The sequence below is a fragment of the Kitasatospora sp. NPDC057738 genome, assembly GCF_042798815.1.
GTDB lineage: Bacteria > Actinomycetota > Actinomycetes > Streptomycetales > Streptomycetaceae > Kitasatospora > Kitasatospora lactacystinica.
In genome coordinates this window covers 21,198-39,894 of record NZ_JBHVJT010000092.1, presented here as the reverse complement: position 1 = coordinate 39,894, position 18,697 = coordinate 21,198, and the positions used below count along the sequence as shown (strand labels likewise).

The window sequence follows — 18,697 nt, the reverse complement described above, 5'->3', positions numbered from 1 at the left end:
GCAGGGGGGACCCTGTGGGAGAGTAGGACGCCGCCGAACAATTATTCAGAAAAGCCCCTGATCCACTCGGATCAGGGGCTTTTCGCATTTCCGGTCCGGACGGTCCGGACGGGCCCGACAGGCCGGCTCCGGTGCCTCCGAACCCTCCCGGGCGACCCCCGCCGAGTGGCTGGTCCACCGTCAATATGCCGCTAAAACCGCCTGATCAGCGCACTGATCAGCGGAAAATCGCGTCGCACACCGTAGTCTCGAAGGCAAGGGGAACAGGTGTCCGGGGGTGTCCTCCGGGCCGGTCGGATCAAGAATGGTGCTCATGGGACGAGGCAGGCTGCGCATCTACCTCGGGGCAGCCCCCGGGGTCGGCAAGACGTACGCCATGCTCGCCGAGGCGCACCGGCGCCAGGAGCGTGGCACGGACGTCGTGGTCGCGTTCGTGGAGGACCACGGCCGCCGGCGGACCGCGGACATGGTCGCCGGGCTGGAAGTGGTGCTGCGCCAGCAGGTGGTGCACCGCGGCGCCCGTTTCTCCGAGATGGACCTGGACGCCGTCCTCGCCCGCCGCCCGCAGGTGGCCCTGGTGGACGAGCTGGCCCACACCAACGTCCCCGGCTGCCGCAACGAGAAGCGCTGGCAGGACGTCGAGGAGCTGCTGGCGGCCGGGATCGACGTGATCTCCACCGTCAACGTCCAGCACCTGGAGTCGCTCGGCGACGCGGTCGAGGGCATCACCGGGGTGCGCCAGCGCGAGGCCGTGCCGGACGAGGTGGTCCGGCGGGCGGATCAGATCGAGCTGGTGGACATGTCCCCGCAGGCGCTGCGGCGGCGGCTGGCGCACGGCAACGTGTACGCGCCGGAGAAGATCGACGCCGCGCTCGCGAACTACTTCCGTCCGGGCAACCTGACCGCGCTGCGCGAGCTGGCGCTGCTGTGGACCGCGGACCGGGTGGACGAGTACCTCCAGAAGTACCGGGCCGAGCAGGGCATCGAGGGCACCTGGCAGGCCCGGGAGCGGATCGTGGTGGGCCTGACCGGCGGGCCCGAGGGGGCGACGCTGATCCGCCGGGCGGCCCGGATCGCCGCCCGGGTCTCGGGCGGTGAGCTGCTGGCCGTGCACATCTCCCGCTCGGACGGGCTGGTGGGCTCCGGCTCGCCGCAGACGCTGATCGAGCAGCGCGTGCTGGTGGAGAGCCTCGGCGGTTCCTTCCACGCGGTCCTCGGCGACGACCCGGCCGGCGGGCTGCTGGACTTCGCGCGGGGCGTGAACGCCACCCAGATCGTGCTGGGCACCAGCCGGCGGCCCGCCTGGCAGTACCTGTACGGGCCGGGCGTCGGCACCACGGTGACCCGGGAGGCCGGGGACATCGACGTCCACATGGTCACCCACGAGCACGCCGGGCACGGGCGGCGCGGCAAGATACCGGTCCGCCGGATCACCGACCTGGGCCGTACCCGGACGGTCGCCGGCTGGCTGATCGGGCTGGTCGGCCCCCCGGTGCTGGCGATCGTGCTGACCGCGATCGGCGGGCTGGGGCTCTCCACCGACATGCTGCTGTTCCTGTCGCTGACGGTGTGCGCGGCGCTGGTCGGCGGGCTGCTGCCGGCCATCGGCTCGGCGCTGGTCGCCTCCTCGGTGCTGAACTACTACTTCACCCCGCCGCTGCACACCTTCACCATCAACGAGCCGCAGAACATCATGGCGGTGGCGATATTCACCATCGTCGGCATCTCGGTGGCGTCGGTGGTGGACCTCGCGGCCCGGCGCACCCAGCAGGCGGCCCGCAGCCAGACCGAGGCGCAGACGCTCAGCGCGCTGGCCGGCACGGTGCTGCGCGGCGCGCCCAACGGCGACGGGGTGCTCACCGCGCTGATGGAACAGGTGCGGGAGACCTTCGGGCAGGAGAGCGCCGCGCTGCTGGAGCGGCCCGATCCGCTCGCGCCCTGGGTGCCGGTGGCCACCGCCGGCCCGCGGCCGCCGGAGCGGCCGGAGGAGGCCGACGTGGACGTCCCGGTCGGCGACAGCCTGGCGCTGGTGCTGCGCGGCCGGGTGCTGCCCGGGGCGGACCGGCGCCTGCTCGGGGCGTTCGCCGCGCAGGCCGCCGTGGTGCTGGAGCGCCGCCGGCTGGCCCGGGAGGCCGCCGAGGCCCGCCGGGAGGCCGAGGGCAACCGGATCCGGACGGCTCTGCTGGCGGCGGTCTCGCACGACCTGCGCACCCCGCTGGCGGGCATCAAGGCCTCGGTGAGCTCGCTGCGTTCGGCCGACGTCGACTGGGACCCGGAGGACGAGGCCGAGCTGCTGGCCGGCATCGAGGCCGGGGCGGACCGGCTGGACCACCTGATCAACAACCTGCTCGACATGAGCCGCCTGCAGACCGGTACCGTCACCCCGCTGATCCAGGAGACCGACCTGGACGAGGTGGTGCCGTTCGCGCTCGGCGGGGTGCCGCTGGAGTCCGTCCGGCTGGAGGTGCCGGAGACGCTGCCGATGGTCCGGGCCGACGGCGGGTTGCTGGAGCGCTCGCTGGCCAACCTGGTGGAGAACGCCGTCAAGTACAGCCCGGACGGCGTCAAGGTGCTGGTCAAGGCCGACGAGCTGCGGCAGCCGGGGCGGCCGGCCCGGGTCGAGCTGCGGATCGTGGACCGCGGCCCGGGGGTGCCGGAAGAGGCGAAGGAGAAGATCTTCGCGCCGTTCCAGCGGTACGGGGACGCGCCGCGCGGTGCCGGGGTGGGCCTCGGACTCGCGGTGGCGCGCGGTTTCGTCGAGGCGATGGACGGTACCGTCACCGCCGAGGACACCCCGGGCGGCGGCCTCACCATGGTCGTCAGCCTGCCCGTGGTCGACCGGCCGCCCGAAACGGGGGAGCCGGGCGGCGAGGGTGGCGGTCCGCTCCCGGAGCTGATCGCCTGAGAACCGGCGGCGCACCGGCCGGGCCGGGCGCCCCTCCCCGGGGCCGCGCGTCGCAGCGAAAGTCGTAGAGCCAGTCCCCAGTCCGTTAGTCAGACAGCCCCGAAAGGCGGAGCCCGCACATGACCCGGGTCCTCGTCGTGGACGACGAACCGCAGATCGTCCGCGCGCTGGTGATCAACCTCAAGGCCCGCAAGTACGAGGTGGACGCGGCCCATGACGGCGCGAGCGCCCTGGAGCTGGCCGCGGCCCGCCATCCGGACGTGGTCGTCCTCGACCTGGGCCTGCCCGACATGGACGGGGTCGAGGTGATCCGAGGCCTGCGCGGCTGGACCCGGGTGCCGATCATCGTGCTGTCGGCCCGGCACGCCTCGGACGAGAAGGTCGAGGCCCTGGACGCCGGCGCCGACGACTACGTCACCAAGCCGTTCGGCATGGACGAGCTGCTCGCCCGGATGCGGGCCGCCGTGCGGCGGGCCGAGCCGGTGGCCGGGGAGGCCGACTCGCTGGTCGTCACCGAGTCCTTCACCGTCGACCTCGCGGCCAAGAAGGTCAACCGGGACGGCGCCGACGTCCGCCTCACCCCGACCGAGTGGCACCTGCTGGAGGTACTGGTCCGCAACGCCGGGCGGCTGGTCAGCCAGACCCAGCTGCTGCAGGAGGTGTGGGGCCCGGCGTACCGCACCGAGACCAACTACCTGCGGGTCTACCTCGCCCAGCTGCGCCGCAAGCTGGAGCGCGACCCCTCGCACCCGCGCCACTTCATCACCGAGCCGGGCATGGGATACCGGTTCGAGAGCTGACCCCGGCCGCCCCCGGCGGTCGAGCGACCTGCCGCCGGGGGGCCGGAACCCGGTACCCTTCCGACATGAGTGGTGACAACAGCAGCGGCCAGCCGCAGGGGCGGTTCCGCCGCATGCTCAGCCGGCTGACCTCCTCGGCCGAGGAGCTGGACGCCGAGGAGCTGCGTCAGGAGATCGCCGCGGAGTCCGGCTGCACGCCGATCGCCGGCTGCGGGGACCGCGATCTGGTCACCGTCGCGGGAACGCTGCGCACGGTGACGCTGCGCCCCCGGGCGGGTGTGCCCGCCCTGGAGGCCGAACTCTTCGACGGTACCGAGGCGCTGGACGTGGTCTGGCTCGGCCGCCGTTCGATCGCCGGGATAGAGCCCGGCCGCCGGCTGGTCGCCAGCGGCCGCATCGGTCACGCACGCGGGCGCCGCGTGCTGTTCAACCCCCGCTATGAGCTGCGTCCGGTCGGACACGGGAGCGAATGAGCGTGAGCAACCAGCCCGGCGGCGAGGCCGCCGCCCAGCTCGACCTGGCCGTCGACCCCGCGGACGCGGAGGCCGCCCGCAGGGCCGCCTCCAAGGAGGCCGCCGACACCGTGCTCCAGGCCTTCGGCGGCGTGCGCGGCATGATCGACATGACGCTGCCAGGCCTGGTCTTCATCGTCACCTACAACCTGACCCACCAGGTCAGCACCTCGGCCTGGGCCGCGCTGGGCCTGAGCGCCCTGTTCGTGGTGGCCCGGCTGGCGAAGCGGCAGACCATCCAGCACGCCTTCAGCGGGGTGTTCGGTGTCGCCCTCGGCGCCTGGATCTCGATGAAGAGCGGCAAGGCCGAGGACTTCTACCTGCCCGGCCTGCTCTGGAACGTCGGCTACTGCATCGCGCTGGCGGCCTCCGCGCTGGCGCGCTGGCCGATGATCGGGGTGATGCTCGGCCCGATCACCGGCGAGATGTTCACCTGGCGCAAGGAGAACCCGGGCCGCCTGGCCGCCTACACCAAGGCGACCTGGGCCTGGGTGCTGATCATGGGCCTGAAGCCGGTGATCCTCTTCCCGCTGTACTTCACCCACAACGTCAACCTGCTGGGCTGGCTGAAGGTCGCCCTCGGCATCCCGCCGATGCTGCTGGCGATGTACGTGACCTGGCAGATCCTGCTGAAGGCGCCGCCGCCGATCAAGGCGCAGCTGGACGAGGAGGAGCCGGCGAAGTAGCCGCCTCCGGCCGGCCGGGAGGCCGGTGTGAAACACGGCGAAGGGCCCGCACCCCGACGAGGGGTGCGGGCCCTTCCGCTGTGCCCGCGGGGCTACTGGGCGCCCGAGGTCGCCGAGAGGAGCTGCTCCAGCTCTTCCTCGCGCTCCTGCGCGGCGACGAAGAGCAGCTCGTCGCCGCCCTCCAGGGTGTCGTCCTTGCCCGGCACCAGCACCCGGCCCTCGCGGATGATGGTCACCAGCGCGGTGTCCTGCGGCCAGGCCACGTCGCCGACCCGGATGCCGACGAGCTCGGTGTCGGAGGCCAGGGTCAGTTCGACCAGGTTGGCGTTGCCCTGGCTGAAGCGCATCAGGCGGACCAGGTCGCCGACGCTGACCGCCTCCTCGACCAGCGCGGACATCAGCCGCGGGGTGGAGACGGCGACGTCCACGCCCCAGGACTCGTTGAAGAGCCACTCGTTCTTGGGGTTGTTCACGCGGGCGACCACCCGCGGCACCGCGTACTCGGTCTTGGCGAGCAGCGACACGACCAGGTTGACCTTGTCGTCACCGGTCGCGGCGATCACCACGTGGCAGCGCTGGAGCGCGGCCTCGTCCAGCGAGGTGATCTCGCAGGCGTCGGCCAGCAGCCACTCCGCCATCGGAACCCGCTCCACCGAGATGGAGTTGGGGTTCTTGTCTATCAGCAGGACCTCGTGGCCGTTCTCCAGCAGCTCGCCCGCGATCGAGCGGCCCACGGCACCGGCACCGGCAATGGCGACCCGCATCAGTGACCCTCCTCCTTCGGTCCCTGCGCGAACGCGGCCTCGACGGCCGTCAGGTCGGCCCGGCGCAGCATCACGTGCACCAGGTCGCCCTCCTGCACCACCATCTGCGGCGAGGGGAGCATTCCCTCGCCGAGCCGGGTGACGAACGCCACCCGGGTGCCGGAGGCCTCCTCCAGCCTGCTGATCCGGTGGCCGATCCAGCGCGGGTCGTACGCGACCTCGGCGAGCTGCACGCCACCGCTCGGGTCCTGCCACAGCGGCTCGGCGCCGCTCGGCAGCAGTCGGCGCAGCATCTGGTCGGCGGTCCAGCGGACCGTCGCGACGGTGGGGATGCCCAGGCGCTGGTACACCTCTGCGCGGCGGGGGTCGTAGATCCGGGCGGCGACGTTCTCGACGCCGAAGTTCTCCCGGGCCACCCGCGCGGCGATGATGTTGGAGTTGTCGCCGCTGGAGACCGCGGCGAAGGCGCCGGCCTCCTCGATGCCCGCCTCGCGCAGGGTGTCCTGGTCGAAGCCGACGCCGGTGACCCGGCGGCCGTTGAACCCGGCGCCCAGCCGGCGGAACGCGGTCGGGTCCTGGTCGACCACGGCCACCGAGTGGCCCTGTTTCTCCAGGGCTCTGGCGAGGGCGGAGCCCACGCGGCCGCAGCCCATGATCACGATGTGCACCGGCGCTTACCTCACCCGTCCCGAAGGGGCCTTGACCTGCGCAAACACCGTTCAGCTCCGTTTCCCGCCCGGTCGTCCGGGACGAGGTTCCTCGTGGGGGCGCCGACCCGGCAACGCTCGACAACCAGAGTGTTGCCCGCCGACTCGTATCCGACACGCTAGCCGGTCCACCGAACGCAGTCGCGACGAAGGGGGGGACAAACGGCGGAGCCTTGACCGGGGAGCCCCTACGATTCCTTAACGTGCCTATGCCGACTGACCTTCCGAAACGCATCCTGATCGGGCGCGCCCTACGCAGCGACAAGCTGGGCGAGACGCTTCTGCCCAAGCGGCTCGCGCTGCCCGTGTTCGCCTCGGACGCGCTCTCCTCGGTCGCGTACGCCCCCGAGGAGATCCTGCTCACCCTCTCCATCGCGGGCGCCTCGGCGATCCATTTCTCCTGGCAGATCGGCGTCGTCGTGGCGATCGTGATGCTCGCCGTGGTCGCCTCGTACCGGCAGAACGTGCACGCCTACCCCAGTGGTGGCGGTGACTACGAGGTTGCGACCGTCAACCACGGTCCGGCCGCCGGTCTGGTGGTCGCCAGCGCCCTGATGGTCGACTACGTGCTCACCGTGGCCGTGTCGACCACCTCGGGCGTCGCCAACGTCGTCTCCGCGGTGCCCGCGCTGCGCGGCCACGAACCGGTCCTGTCGGTGATCGTGGTCGTGCTGCTGATGGGCATGAACCTGCGAGGCGTGCGCGAGTCCGGGAGCGCCTTCGCCGTTCCCACCTACGCCTTCATGGTCGGCGTGATCGGGATGGTCGGCTACGGGGTGTTCCGGCACTTCGTGCTCGGCCAGGACATGCCCGCCGAGAGCGCCGGGTTCCACCTCGCCGCCACTCCCGGCAACGACTCGCTGGCCGGCTTCGCGATGGTGTTCCTGCTGCTGAAGGCGTTCTCCTCGGGCTGTGCCGCGCTCACCGGTGTCGAGGCGATCTCCAACGGCGTGCCGGCCTTCCGCAAGCCCAAGAGCAAGAACGCGGCCACCACGCTGCTGATGATGGCGAGCATCGCCGTCGTGATGTTCATGGGCATCATCTGGCTGGCCCGGCTGACCGGTGTCCAGATGGCCGAGAACCCGGCCGAACAGCTCGTCGGCACCTCGCCGGACTACCACCAGAAGACCGCGCTGGCGCAGATCAGCGAGGCCGTGTTCAACAACTTCACGCCCGGCTTCTACTTCGTCGCGGCCGTCACCGGGCTGATCCTGGTGCTCGCCGCCAACACCGCCTTCAACGGCTTCCCGGTGCTCGGCTCGATCCTCGCCCAGGACCGCTACCTGCCGCGCCAGCTGCACACCCGCGGTGACCGGCTGGCCTTCTCCAACGGCATCATCCTGCTGGCGATCGCCGCGATCCTGCTGATCCTCGCCTTCGACGCCGACCCGACCCGGCTGATCCAGCTCTACATCGTCGGCGTCTTCGTCGCCTTCAACATGAGCCAGTCCGGCATGATCCGGCACTGGACCCGGCTGCTGCGCACCGAGACCGACCCGGCCAAGCGCCGCCACATGCAGCGCAGCCGGGCGATCAACGCCTTCGGCCTGGTGATGACCATGGCCGTGCTGATCGTCGTCCTGGTCACCAAGATCAGCCACGCCTGGATCGCGATCGCCGCGATGGCCGTGCTGTTCGTGATGATGAAGGGCATCCGGCGGCACTACGACCGGGTCTCCGACGAGCTCATCGCCGCCGAGGAGCCGGACGACGTGGTGCTGCCCACCCGGGTGCACGCCATCGTGCTGGTCTCCAAGCTGCACAAGCCGGCGCTGCGCGCCCTGGCGTACGCCAGGCTGGCCCGGGCCCACACGCTGGAGGCCGTCACGGTCAACGTCGACCCGGCGGACACCGCGGCGCTGCGGCGGGAGTGGGACGAGCGCGGCATCGAGGTGCCGCTCAAGGTGCTGGACTCGCCGTACCGCGAGATCACCGGGCCGGTGCTGGACTACGTGAAGAACCTGCGGCGCAGCAGCCCGCGGGACGTGGTCTCGGTCTACATCCCGGAGTACGTGGTCGGCCACTGGTACGAGCACCTGCTGCACAACCAGAGCGCGCTGCGCCTCAAGGGGCGGCTGCTGTTCAAGCCCGGTGTGATGGTCACTTCGGTACCGTGGCAGCTGGAGTCCTCGGAGCGGCGCAAGCCGCAGAAGGCCTGGTCGGCGCCGGGTGCCGTCCGGCGTGGCGAGCCACGCGCGCCGAAGGCCGTAAAGTCGAAGGATTCCGTCTCCACCGGTTCGAACGCCGGGGACACCTCCGACCGCAGCAAGGACTCCTCCCAGTGACCCGCAACACTCCGCCCCGTTCCTCGGGCTCCTCCGGCAAGGGCGCCCGCCGGGGCGGCTCCCAGCCCGGGCAGGTCTCCCGGCCGCGCTGGGGCCGGCCGGCCCGTCCGGAGGCCACCGACCGCGACGGCCTCACCGCGCGCACCGCGCCGATCGTCCCGGGCGAGCGGGAGGACCGGGAGCCCGCCGGGCCGGCCGCCGGCAAGGGCGCCGCGGGCAAGACGTCCGCCGGCAAGACGTCCGCGGGCAAGGCCTCCGGCAAGGGCGCGCCGAAGGGCGCCGGCAAGGGTGCCGCCCAGGACGCGCCGAAGGGCGCTGCCGGGGCCGGCCGGAAGGCGCCGCGCAAGCAGGCGGTGCGGCCGCCCAAGGCGCTGCGCGCCGGTGCCGCGCGGCCGTCGCGGCCCGAGACGCCGTCCGGGGAGCCGCTGGTCGGGCAGCGCTACGAGGTCGAGGTCGGCCCGGTCGCGCACGGCGGCGGGCACTGCGTGGCCCGGCACGAGGGCCGGGTGCTGTTCGTGCGGCACGCGCTGCCCGGTGAGAAGGTCGTCGCACTGGTGACCGACGGGACCACCACCTCGCGGTTCCTGCGGGCCGACGCGGTGGAGGTGCTGGAGCCGTCCAAGGACCGGATCGAGGCGCCCTGCCCGTTCGCCGGTCCGGGCAAGTGCGGCGGCTGCGACTGGCAGCACGTTACCCCGGGCGGGCAGCGCAAGCTCAAGGCGGCGGTGCTGACCGAGCAGCTGGCCAAGCTCGCCGGGCTCACCCCGGCCGAGGCGGGCTGGGACGGCAGCGTCGAGCCGGTCGGCGGCAAGCTTCCGGCCGGGCAGGTGCCGGCCTGGCGCACCCGGGTGCAGTACGCGGTCGACGCCGGGACCGGGAAGGTCGGCCTGCGCAAGCACCGCTCGCACGACGTGCAGCCGGTGGACCGCTGCCTGATCGCCGCCGAGGGCGTCACCGAGCTGGGCATCGAGGCCCGCGACTGGCCGGGGGTGGCGAGCGTCGAGGTGATCGCCGCGACCGGCTCCTCGGACCGCCAGGTGGTGCTCACCCCGCGGCCGGGCGCCCAGCTGCCGCTGGTCGAGCTGGACAAGCCGGTGTCGATCGCCCGGGTGGACGAGCAGGGCGACGTGCACAAGGTGCACGGGCGCGGCTTCGTGCGCGAGCGGGCCGCCGGGCGGACCTGGCGGATCAGCAACGGCGGCTTCTGGCAGATCCACCCGGAGGCGCCGGACACCCTGGTCGACGCCGTGCTGGACGGGCTGGACCCGCAGTGGGGCGAGAACGCGCTCGACCTGTACTGCGGCGTCGGCCTGTTCGCGGGCGCGCTGGCCGACCGGGTCGGCGAGGACGGTGCGGTGCTCGGCATCGAGTCCGCCAAGCAGGCCGTGGTCGACGCCCGGCACAACCTGGCCGCGCTGGACAACGTGCAGATCGAGTGCGACCGGGTCGAGACGCTGCTGCCGCGCACCGGCATCACCGCCACCGACCTGGTCGTGCTGGACCCGCCGCGCTCGGGCGCCGGCCGCGAGACCGTCGCCCACCTGGTCGGCCTGGAGGCGCGCCGGATCGCGTACGTGGCCTGCGACCCGGCGGCGCTCGCGCGGGACCTGAAGTTCTTCCGCGAGGGCGGCTACCGGCCGGTGTCGCTGCGGGCCTTCGACCTGTTCCCGATGACCCACCACTTCGAGTGCGTGGCGATCCTGGAGCCGGTCGGGCAGTGATTCCGGGCTGATCCTGGGCTGGCCCCGGGCTGATCCCGGGCGTCGGGAGTCACGGCAGGAGGCGGTCACCCGTTCGGGGTGGCCGCCTCCTGCCGCGTCCGGGGCCGGCTACCCGTTGTGCTCCTCCTCGTCGACGCTGTGCGGCAGGTCGATGCCGTGCTGGGCGGCGAGCCGCAGGAGCGCGGCGACCCGGCCCTCGTACGCCTGGACGCCGTCGGCGTCCTCCTCGGCCCGGGCCGCCGCTAGGTCCCGGCGGGCCTGGGCGAGCTGCTCGCGCAGCTCCTGGTCGAACATGGCTGTCATCGGTAGGCCTCCGCACCAGTCGGCGCCCGCTCGGGGGAACGCAGGGGGGTCTTCAGCCTCCCGGACGGCGGGTCGGTCTTCAAGTCCCGCCCCTCCCGGTGGGGCGGGGCGGAGCGGGCGCGGGCGGCCCGGACCGGGCGGAAGGTCAGGTGCCGGCAATGCGCTGGTAAAAGATGGTGCGCGCAAGGCCGTCGGGCCCCGGGAGAGGGCTTGACGAGGTCATTCCCCGGGGCGAAGGTGAGCCGCTGACATGTGATGTGTGCCGTTGTACCGGTGTACCGGTGTGCCGTTGCGCCGGTGCGCCGTCGCACCGCCCGTGACGGCAGCCGCCCCACGCCGTCGGCCGGGGCCGGCCGGGTGCGGGAGGGGGAGCGTCATGGAGCTGGAGCTGCGGCACCTTCGCGTGCTGTGCGCGATCGCCGACACCGGGAGCGTCGGCCGGGCCGCCGTCCTGCTCGGCGCCTCGCAGCCGGCGACCAGCACCCAGCTGCGCCGGATCGAGCGCCACCTGGGCGCCCCGCTGTTCGAACGCACCACCGTCGGCGTCGCGCCGACCGGCTTCGGGGCGGAGGTGGTGGCCGCGGCCCGGGAGCTGCTCACCCGCGCCGACGGCCTGGGCCGCCGCCCGGAGGCCCCGGCCGGGCCCGTCCCGCGCGAGCTGCGGCTGGCGGCGACCAACTCGCCGCTGCTGCCGGGACTGGTCACCAGGGCGCGGCACCAACGGCCCGGGCAGCGCTTCACCCTGACGTCGGTCCACCGCTCCTCCGACATCGTCGAGCTGCTGGAGCGGGACGAGGCCGACGCCGCGGTGGCCGTGGACTACCCGGGCCGGGAACTGCGCCACGCGCCGTCCGTCGCGCACCGCGGCATCGTCACCGAGCCCGTCTTCGTCGCGCTGCCGGCCGGCCACCGGCTGCGGCACCGCACCGAGGTGGCGCTGGCGGACCTCGCGGAGGAGGAGTGGTTCCTGACCCCCGACGACGGGGCCGGCTGGCACGGCGTGTTCCACGGGGCCTGCGCCGCGGCGGGGTTCGCCCCGGCGACCGTCCACGAGTTCCTCGGCGGCCGGCTGGAGCTCCAGGAGATGATCGCCGCCGGGCTCGGCATCTCCGTCGTCCAGGCCACCACCCGGCCGCTCGCCGAGGTGGTGGTCAAGCCGCTCGCGGGGACGCCGATCTGGGTCCGGCAACTGCTGGTCTGGCGGCCGGCCGGGGTGGGCGGTGAGGTGGTGGAGACGCTGCTCGGGGCGGCCGCCGCGGCGTACCGGGACCTGATCGCGGCGGCGCCGGGCTTCCAGGCGTGGGCCGCACGGACGTACCGGCCTTAGCGCCCTTGGCGGCCGCGGCGGGCGGTGTTATGGCCGGGCAGGGCTATGTCATATGACCTGTGACATTGTTCTGACCCTCCGCCGCTGGCAGGATCATGACGCGTTCCCCCAACGCCTCGGCAGTCCTCCCAGCGCCTCCCCCCACAGGAGAAGGACCCACCAGTGCGCCCACGGATACCACTCCCCACCCTGCTGGCCGGCCTCGTCGCCGGCTGCTGCGCCGCCGCCACGCTGCTGCCCGCCACGGCCGCCTTCGCCGCCCCGGCCGCTTCCGCCGCCTCCGGCCCGGCCGCCTCCGGGTCGAGCGCCCGGCCCGCGGCCGGCGCCCCGGCGGCCGACCCGGGCTCCGCCCTGCCGAAGCCGCTCGGCGCCTTCCTCACGGTCGACCCGGCCGAGCAGTCCCGTGCGGCCGAGGAACCCGCCCCCGTCGCCAAGCCGCTGCCCCCGGCGCTGCTCGGGCAGCTCGTGATGGGCCAGCCGGCCGGCACCGCCGTGCAGACCGCGCAGCGCCCGGCCGGGCCGAAGACGTCCCCGGTCAAGCAGCCCCTCGCCGCCCGCGGTGCCGCCGCCGCGGCCGCCACCGCGCAGAGCTGCACCCCGGCCGACTTCGGCAGCCGCAGCGGGGCCGACCTGGTCTCCTTCCTGGAGGCCTCGACCCCGGACTGCGTCAACACGCTGTTCAACGTCACCGGCACGGACGCGGGCGCCGTCTTCAAGGAAGCGAAGATGCTCACCGTCGCCAACGCCTTCCAGAACGCGGCGGGCGGCTACACCGGCGACAACTCGACCGGCATCCTGCAACTCGTGCTCTTCCAGCGGGCCGGCTGGTACGTGCAGTCGAACAACGCGGGGGCGGTCGGCCCGTACGACGCGGCCCTGACCGGCGCCTCCAAGGCCGCCCTGGACGCGTTCTTCGCCGCGCCGCACCGCACCGACGTGAGCGACGGCAACGGCACCGTGCTCAACGAGGTCCTGGTGCTCACCGACAGCGCCAACCTCCAGGGCAGCTACCTGGGCGTCTACAAACAGGTGCTGACGTCGTACGACAACTCGTACAACGCCTTCCCGAAGATGCTCAAGGCGGTCAACGCGGTGCTCTCCGCTCCGCTGTGGCGGGGCAACTGGAACCCCGACTTCGTCAGCGCGGTCGCCGCGGACCCGAGCATCGGCGCCACCCTGGGCGACTTCGCCCTGAACCACAAGGACCTGCTCGGCACCGCCAACGCCTACCTGGACGTCAACGCGGGCAACGACCTCGGCCGGATGGCCGGCGACGGCCCGGCGGTCGAGGCCGCGGTCAAGGGCAAGGTCAAGGCCGTCCTCGACGGCGCCCGGATCACCGGCGCCACCGGCCCGCTGTACGTCCACACCGCGTACCAGGCCAACAGCTTCGACCCCGGCCAGTGCTCGTACTACGGCACCTGCGACCTGCCGGCCAAGCTGACCGCCGCGGTGCTGCCGAACCAGCTGGTCTGCGACAACCGCACCATCCTGACCGAGGCGCTCCCGCCCGCCGACCTGTCCGCGGTCTGCGCCAGCCTGCGCGGCGAGGACACCTTCTTCCACAAGCTGGTGAAGGACAACGGTCCGATCCCCGGCCAGTACGACAAGGAGCTGACCCTCGCGGTCTTCGCCAACCAGGCCGACTACCTGACCTACTCCTGGGCGATCTTCAACAACTCCACCGACAACGGCGGACAGACCGTCATGGACCCGACCGACCCGAACAACCGGGCCGTGTGCGTGATGTACCAGAAGTCCTGGAACGACGGCTTCACCGCCAACGTGTGGAACCTCAACCACGAGTACACCCACTACCTGGACAACATCTACGACCTCAAGGGCAACTTCTCCACCGAGATCTCCGTCCCGGACATCTGGTGGATCGAGGGCGTCGCCGAGTACGAGTCCTACGCCTACCGCGGCACCACCGACACCCAGGCGATGGCCGAGGCCGCCAGGCACACGTACAAGCTGAGCACGATCTTCCAGAACACGTACGGCAATTCGGACACCGTGCGCACCTACCCGTGGGGCTACCTGGCGGTCCGGTACATGTTCGAGAAGCACCCGGCCGACATCGACTCCGTGCTCGCGCACTTCCGCACCGGCGACTACCAGGGCGGCTACGCGGTCTACAACGGCATCGGCACCGGCTACGACGCCGACTTCGACGCCTGGCTCGACGCCTGCGCCGGCGGCGCCTGCTACGCGGCCGGCCCGACCGCGCTGTTCGGCCAGACCGTGAACGGCCCGACCGTCACCCTGACCGACAAGTCCGTCCAGACCGGCCCCGGCCGGATCACCGCCTGGCACTGGACCTTCGGCGACGGCGGCTCGTCCGACCAGCAGAACCCGAGCCACACCTACGCGGCCGCCGGCACCTACACCGTCGCGCTGACCGTCACCGACGACACCGGCAGGACCGCCAGCACCCCGACCTCCGTCACCGTGACCACCGGCGGAGGCGGCGGTCCCACCACCCCGCCGGCCTGCACCGACCCGCGCACCGACGCGCTCGGCAAGAACTGCTCGCGGGCCGATCTGGCGGCGACCGCCGGCAACCTGGACTACCTGTACGTCTACCTGCCGGCCGGCACCAGCACCTTGAGGATCACCACCTCCGGGGGCACCGGCACCGCCTCCCTGTACTACAACGAGAGCACCTGGGCCTCGCCGAGCGCGTACACCGCCTCGTCCACCAACCCGGGCACCACCCAGAGCATCACCGTGACCAACCCGACGGCGGGCTACCGCTACGTGAGCCTCTACGCGAACACCGACTTCAGCGGGGTGACCGTCAGCACCCAGTTCTGATCCGCCTCCCTTCCGGCGCGGGCCGGGTCCGTGGCAGCCGCCGCGGGCCCGGCCGTTCGGCGTCCCGGTGACGGCGAGGTTGCGCGGGGGCGTGCGGCAGGTGTGCGGGCGGTGTGCACGCGCCCTTGTTGTGCTAGCACTTGAGCGCTAGCTTGAACGGCATGGGTAAGAAGCAGCTGAACGTGCGGGTCGACGCCACGACCGCCGAGATGGCCCGGGAACGGGCGGAGCAGCAGGGGATCTCCATGAACCAGTACATCGAGCGCCTGGTCCAACAGGACATGGGCGAGTCCGGGCGGGCCTTCGTGGACGCGGCCGCGCAGTTCATGAAGGAGTACGAGTCGGCCTTCCTCGCCGAGTTCGGGGAGCCCGGCGACCTCCAGGACGTGCGCCGTTGAAGCTGGAGGTCGACCTCTCGTGGCTGCTCATGACCGCCGAGCAGTACACCCCCGGTGACCCGCAGGTCACCGACTACGGCTCGCTGCTCGCGGCCGTCACCCGCCACCAGGCCGAGATATTCGACATCGCGGTCTACCCCGAACCACAGGACCGCGCCGCCGCGCTGATGCACCAGCTGATCCGGGTGCCCGCCCTGGAGAAGACCAACGAACTCTTCGCGACCGCCGTCGCCTACGCCTACCTGGTCGCCAGCGGCTGCACCATTGCCACCACCGCCCGCGAGGTGCGCAGCCTCTCCCGGGCCATCCGCGAGGGGCGGCTCGGGGTGTCGGGCGTCGCCGAGCGGCTGGCGGCCTGGATGGTGGACGAGGCGGAAGGGGAGGAGGTCACCGGGGCGGACGAGGAGGACGAGGACGACGACTGATCGGCGCCGTCCTCGGCCGGGCCCCCGGGGCGCCGGGCGGCGGGGCCGCTGAGGGGCGGGCCGCTACTGGGCGGCGGGCTCCTACTGGGCGGGCTCCTGCTGGGCGGCGGGTTCCGCGATCAGGGCCGTCGCGAAGGTGCGGAAGCCGGCCCGGCGGTAGATCCGGGCGACGTCCTCGTCGGCGGCGGACAGGAACACCGTCCGAACCCCGTTCGCCCGGGCGTGCGCGACCAGCGCCGCGGTGACCGCCAGGCCCAGCCCGCGGCGGCGCGCGGACGGGAGCGTGCCCACCCCGGCCACCTCGGTGACCGGGCCCACCGGGTTGTGCTGGCCGGCGCACAGGGCCGTGCCGTCCTCCAGGGCCGCGGCCAGCACGGTGGTGCCGGCGGCGATCCGCCGGGCGACCTGCTCCGCCGTGCCGTCGGCCGTCAGCCGCGCCGCGGCCGTGGCGAGCTCGGCCGCACCGGCCGGGCCGACGGCCGTGCCCGGATCGCCGAAGGCCAGGTGCGGGACGGCGAGCGCGGCCGCCAGTTCCGGCGCGTCCGGCGCCAGCACCCGGACCTCCACCGGCTCCGGCAGCTCGGGCGCCGGGGCCGCTTCGTCCTGCGGGCCCAGCACCAGCAGCGGGTGCTCGTGCACCGTCAGGCCCGCCGCTTCGACCGCCGCGCGCAGCTCCGGGGTCTGCTCGGCCACCCACTCGAAGGCCTCCGGGACGCCCAGCTCCCGCTGCCGCTCCAGCACCCGGCGGACGTCCTCGGCGGTGGCGGCCGGGCCGCCGTGGCCGAGGGCCGGGCGGGCGTAGTACGGCCAGCCGCCCCCGTCGCGGACGAACAGGGTCAGCGGTCCGAAGTCCTCGGTGCGGGCGGCGCTGCGCGGCACGGCGTCGTAGTAGCGCTCGATCTCGTCGAGCAGGGGGCGGTCGGGAACATGATCAACAGGGGTCACGGCGTGCATCCAAGCAGGGGCTGTGACGCGGTGCCACCGGATTTCCGGGGCACGTCCCAGGGCCCTCGCCGCCCTCCCGGTGCCCCTCGACGTCTCCCCGGGGGCCGATTGTTGCCGAACGCTTACCCGCTCGCAGCGATCTTGTGCGAACACAGCGTGCATGCTGAAGGCTTTACAGCTCTGCCGAGGGGGACGGCGGACGTCTGCACTAGGCGAGGCAAGGGGGAAGACAGGCCCATGAGGCTCTGCTTTCTGGTGGAGGAACACTACCGGCACGACGGCATGCCGCTCGACGTGGCACGCCAACTCACGGCGTGGGGACACCGGGTGGACGTGCTGCGCCCCGGGGACTCGCTGCTGGCGATCTCCGAGGAGGTCCGGGCCGGCAGTCACGACGCCTGGGTGCTCAAGACCGTGTCCGGCGGGCCCGGGCTGACCCTGCTGGAGTCGGCCGCCGCCGTCGGCCTCACCACGGTGAACGACGTGCGCTCGATCCGCGGGGTCCGGGACAAGGCGCTCGCCGCGGTCATCGGCCGCACCCGGGGGCTGCCCGTACCGGTGACGTACGCGGCCGCGCGCTGGGAACGGCTGGCGGAGATCCCGGCCGCCGAGTACCCGCTCGTGGTCAAGCCCGCCGACGGCAGCTCCGGGCGCGCCGTCCGGCTGGTGCGCAGCCCCGACCAGCTGCTGGAGGTCGGGCCTGAGCTGGCGGGGGAGGGGCTGCTGATCGCCCAGCCGTACGTGCCCAACTCCGGGACCGACCTCAAGGTGTACTGCGTCGACGGCGAGCTCTTCGCGACGGAACGTTCCTCCCCGCTGCACCCGGGGCAGGGCGTGCGCGAACGGCAGGTGCCGCTGCCGGGGAGCGTCGCGCGGATCGTGGCGCAGGTCGGCGAGGTGTTCGGGCTGGACCTGTACGGGGTCGACGTGCTGCTGGGGCCGGACGGGCCGGTGGTGGTGGACGTCAACGACTTCCCGAGTTTCCGGCAGGTGCCGGACGCGGTGGCCCGGGTCTCCCGGGCGGTGCTGCGGCTCGCGCGCAGCGGGACGGCCGTGTCGGTGCCCGGCGGGCCCGCCGAACTGGTGCCCGGGGGGCCGGTCGAGCTGGTGCCCGCGGGCGGCGACGCCTACGGTCAACTCGGCTTCGGCGAGGGGGAGTTGCTGTGAAGGTCGGACTGATCACCGGCGACCCGGGGCATCCGGTGCTGGCCTCGGCGGCCGAACTGCTGGTGCGCCGGGGGCACGAGGTGGCGGTCGTCCCGCCCGCCGGGCCCGTGACCGGGCTCGCCGACGTCTGCCTGCTCAAGGCCCGCACGCCTCAGGCGCTGGCGCTGGCCGCGGAGCTGGAGCGGCGGGGCGTGCCGGTGGTCAACTCGGCGGCGGCCACCGGGCTGTGCCAGGACCGGGTGCGGATGGCCGACCTCGCCCGCGCCGCCGGGCTGCCCTTCGCGGCCACGGACGCGGCCGGATGCTTGGGCGAACTCGCCGATCCGGCCTACCCGTTCGTGGTCAAGAGCCGGCACAGCAGGCGGCACGACCTGGTCGCCCGGGTGGACGGCCCGGCCCGGTTGCGCGAACTCGCCGAGCGCTGGCCCGAGGAGCCGGTCGTCACGCAGCCGTTCGTCCCGGGGACGGGCTGGGACCAGAAGCTGTGGGTGGTCGACGGACAGGTGTTCGCGGCCCGGCGGCAGTCCGAGCTCGCCACCGGCACGGGGAAGTCGGGGCGGGCGGAGGACTGGCAGCCGTCCGCCGCGCGGGCCGCGCTCGCGCTGCGCGTCGGCGAGGTGTTCGGGCTCGACGTGTACGGGGTCGACCTGCTCGACGGGCCCGCCGAGCCGGTCATCGTGGACGTCAACGCCTTTCCCGGAGTGCGCGGCCGCCCCGGCGCGCCGGAGGCTCTGGTGGCGCTGGCGCTGCGGGTCGGGGCGCAGCGGGGGCCGGTGCTCGCGGGGCAGGACCGCGCGCGGCGGGGCCCCGCGGGGCGGGCGCTCGCAGGACTCGGGAGGGGCGTGGGGTAGGGCCGGCAGACGTGGCCGGGGTGTGGGCCCGTCGGCGCTGGGCCGGGGTGGTAGCCGGGGGCGTGGGCCCGTCGGCGCCGGGCC

Annotated in this window: 16 protein-coding genes; 12 read left to right on the top strand and 4 right to left on the bottom strand. The window is 73.2% G+C overall.

Going from position 1 to position 18,697, the window contains the following annotated elements:
* Nucleotides 1-313: 313 nt before the first annotated feature.
* The 4 genes from ACFVGO_RS34895 (at nucleotide 314) to ACFVGO_RS34880 (ending at nucleotide 4,903) form a co-directional block, all read left to right on the top strand.
* Nucleotides 314-2,905 (top strand): ATP-binding protein, encoded by a 2,592-nt coding sequence (locus ACFVGO_RS34895; RefSeq protein WP_380636139.1) that lies wholly within the window; start codon nucleotides 314-316, stop codon nucleotides 2,903-2,905.
* Nucleotides 2,906-3,024: 119 nt separating this feature from the next.
* Nucleotides 3,025-3,705 (top strand): response regulator, encoded by a 681-nt coding sequence (locus tag ACFVGO_RS34890; RefSeq protein WP_049657530.1) that lies wholly within the window; start codon nucleotides 3,025-3,027, stop codon nucleotides 3,703-3,705.
* 65 nt (nucleotides 3,706-3,770) lie between these two features.
* The gene (locus tag ACFVGO_RS34885; RefSeq protein ID WP_359909898.1) at nucleotides 3,771-4,178 is read left to right on the top strand and encodes an OB-fold nucleic acid binding domain-containing protein; all 408 of its coding nucleotides are present in this window, start codon (nucleotides 3,771-3,773) and stop codon (nucleotides 4,176-4,178) included.
* A gap of 2 nt (nucleotides 4,179-4,180) precedes the next feature.
* Complete coding sequence (locus ACFVGO_RS34880; protein WP_359909901.1) at nucleotides 4,181-4,903, top strand: DUF3159 domain-containing protein; 723 nt, start codon at nucleotides 4,181-4,183, stop codon at nucleotides 4,901-4,903.
* A gap of 92 nt (nucleotides 4,904-4,995) precedes the next feature.
* Here ACFVGO_RS34880 and ACFVGO_RS34875 read toward each other — a convergent pair whose 3' ends face one another.
* Entirely contained in the window at nucleotides 4,996-5,667 is a 672-nt protein-coding gene (locus ACFVGO_RS34875) for a TrkA family potassium uptake protein (RefSeq protein WP_359909904.1), read from the bottom strand.
* Nucleotides 5,667-6,335 (bottom strand): TrkA family potassium uptake protein, encoded by a 669-nt coding sequence (locus ACFVGO_RS34870; RefSeq protein ID WP_359909907.1) that lies wholly within the window; start codon nucleotides 6,333-6,335, stop codon nucleotides 5,667-5,669. The genes ACFVGO_RS34875 and ACFVGO_RS34870 overlap by 1 nt, the downstream gene beginning before the upstream one ends.
* Nucleotides 6,336-6,583: 248 nt before the next feature.
* Between ACFVGO_RS34870 and ACFVGO_RS34865 the strand changes: the two genes are divergently transcribed.
* Both ACFVGO_RS34865 and ACFVGO_RS34860 read left to right on the top strand, forming a co-directional pair.
* On the top strand, nucleotides 6,584-8,659 hold the full coding sequence (locus tag ACFVGO_RS34865; RefSeq protein WP_380546579.1) for an APC family permease: 2,076 nt from the start codon (nucleotides 6,584-6,586) through the stop codon (nucleotides 8,657-8,659).
* A 371-nt stretch (nucleotides 8,660-9,030) separates the two neighbouring features.
* A complete protein-coding gene (locus ACFVGO_RS34860) occupies nucleotides 9,031-10,380 on the top strand; it encodes a class I SAM-dependent RNA methyltransferase (RefSeq protein WP_380353542.1) in 1,350 nt (449 codons plus the stop codon).
* A gap of 108 nt (nucleotides 10,381-10,488) precedes the next feature.
* On the opposite strand, the gene ACFVGO_RS34855 is transcribed toward ACFVGO_RS34860, so the two are convergent.
* On the bottom strand, nucleotides 10,489-10,683 hold the full coding sequence (locus tag ACFVGO_RS34855) for a hypothetical protein (protein ID WP_359909913.1): 195 nt from the start codon (nucleotides 10,681-10,683) through the stop codon (nucleotides 10,489-10,491).
* Nucleotides 10,684-11,059: 376 nt separating this feature from the next.
* On the opposite strand from ACFVGO_RS34855, the gene ACFVGO_RS34850 reads away from it, so the two are divergent.
* The 4 genes from ACFVGO_RS34850 (at nucleotide 11,060) to ACFVGO_RS34835 (ending at nucleotide 15,650) form a co-directional block, all read left to right on the top strand.
* Nucleotides 11,060-12,010: a LysR family transcriptional regulator gene (locus ACFVGO_RS34850; protein WP_359909916.1), complete on the top strand. Its 951-nt coding sequence runs from the start codon at nucleotides 11,060-11,062 to the stop codon at nucleotides 12,008-12,010.
* Between the two features lie 162 nt (nucleotides 12,011-12,172).
* A complete protein-coding gene (locus ACFVGO_RS34845) occupies nucleotides 12,173-14,827 on the top strand; it encodes a collagenase (protein ID WP_380353489.1) in 2,655 nt (884 codons plus the stop codon).
* Nucleotides 14,828-14,988: 161 nt separating this feature from the next.
* Entirely contained in the window at nucleotides 14,989-15,225 is a 237-nt protein-coding gene (locus ACFVGO_RS34840) for a toxin-antitoxin system HicB family antitoxin (RefSeq protein WP_049659744.1), read from the top strand.
* On the top strand, nucleotides 15,222-15,650 hold the full coding sequence (locus tag ACFVGO_RS34835; RefSeq protein ID WP_359909922.1) for a fic family toxin-antitoxin system, toxin component: 429 nt from the start codon (nucleotides 15,222-15,224) through the stop codon (nucleotides 15,648-15,650). The genes ACFVGO_RS34840 and ACFVGO_RS34835 overlap by 4 nt, the downstream gene beginning before the upstream one ends.
* Nucleotides 15,651-15,731: 81 nt before the next feature.
* On the opposite strand, the gene ACFVGO_RS34830 is transcribed toward ACFVGO_RS34835, so the two are convergent.
* Nucleotides 15,732-16,595: a GNAT family N-acetyltransferase gene (locus ACFVGO_RS34830; RefSeq protein ID WP_380636135.1), complete on the bottom strand. Its 864-nt coding sequence runs from the start codon at nucleotides 16,593-16,595 to the stop codon at nucleotides 15,732-15,734.
* A 237-nt stretch (nucleotides 16,596-16,832) separates the two neighbouring features.
* Here ACFVGO_RS34830 and ACFVGO_RS34825 point away from each other — a divergent pair, with 237 nt between their 5' ends.
* Together ACFVGO_RS34825 and ACFVGO_RS34820 are read left to right on the top strand one after the other, a co-directional pair.
* A complete protein-coding gene (locus ACFVGO_RS34825; RefSeq protein ID WP_359909928.1) occupies nucleotides 16,833-17,762 on the top strand; it encodes an ATP-grasp domain-containing protein in 930 nt (309 codons plus the stop codon).
* Nucleotides 17,759-18,613 carry a RimK family alpha-L-glutamate ligase gene (locus ACFVGO_RS34820; protein WP_380353494.1) on the top strand — a complete coding sequence of 285 codons (855 nt, stop codon included), beginning with the start codon at nucleotides 17,759-17,761 and terminating at the stop codon, nucleotides 18,611-18,613. The genes ACFVGO_RS34825 and ACFVGO_RS34820 overlap by 4 nt, the downstream gene beginning before the upstream one ends.
* The last annotated feature ends 84 nt before the right edge of the window (nucleotides 18,614-18,697 follow it).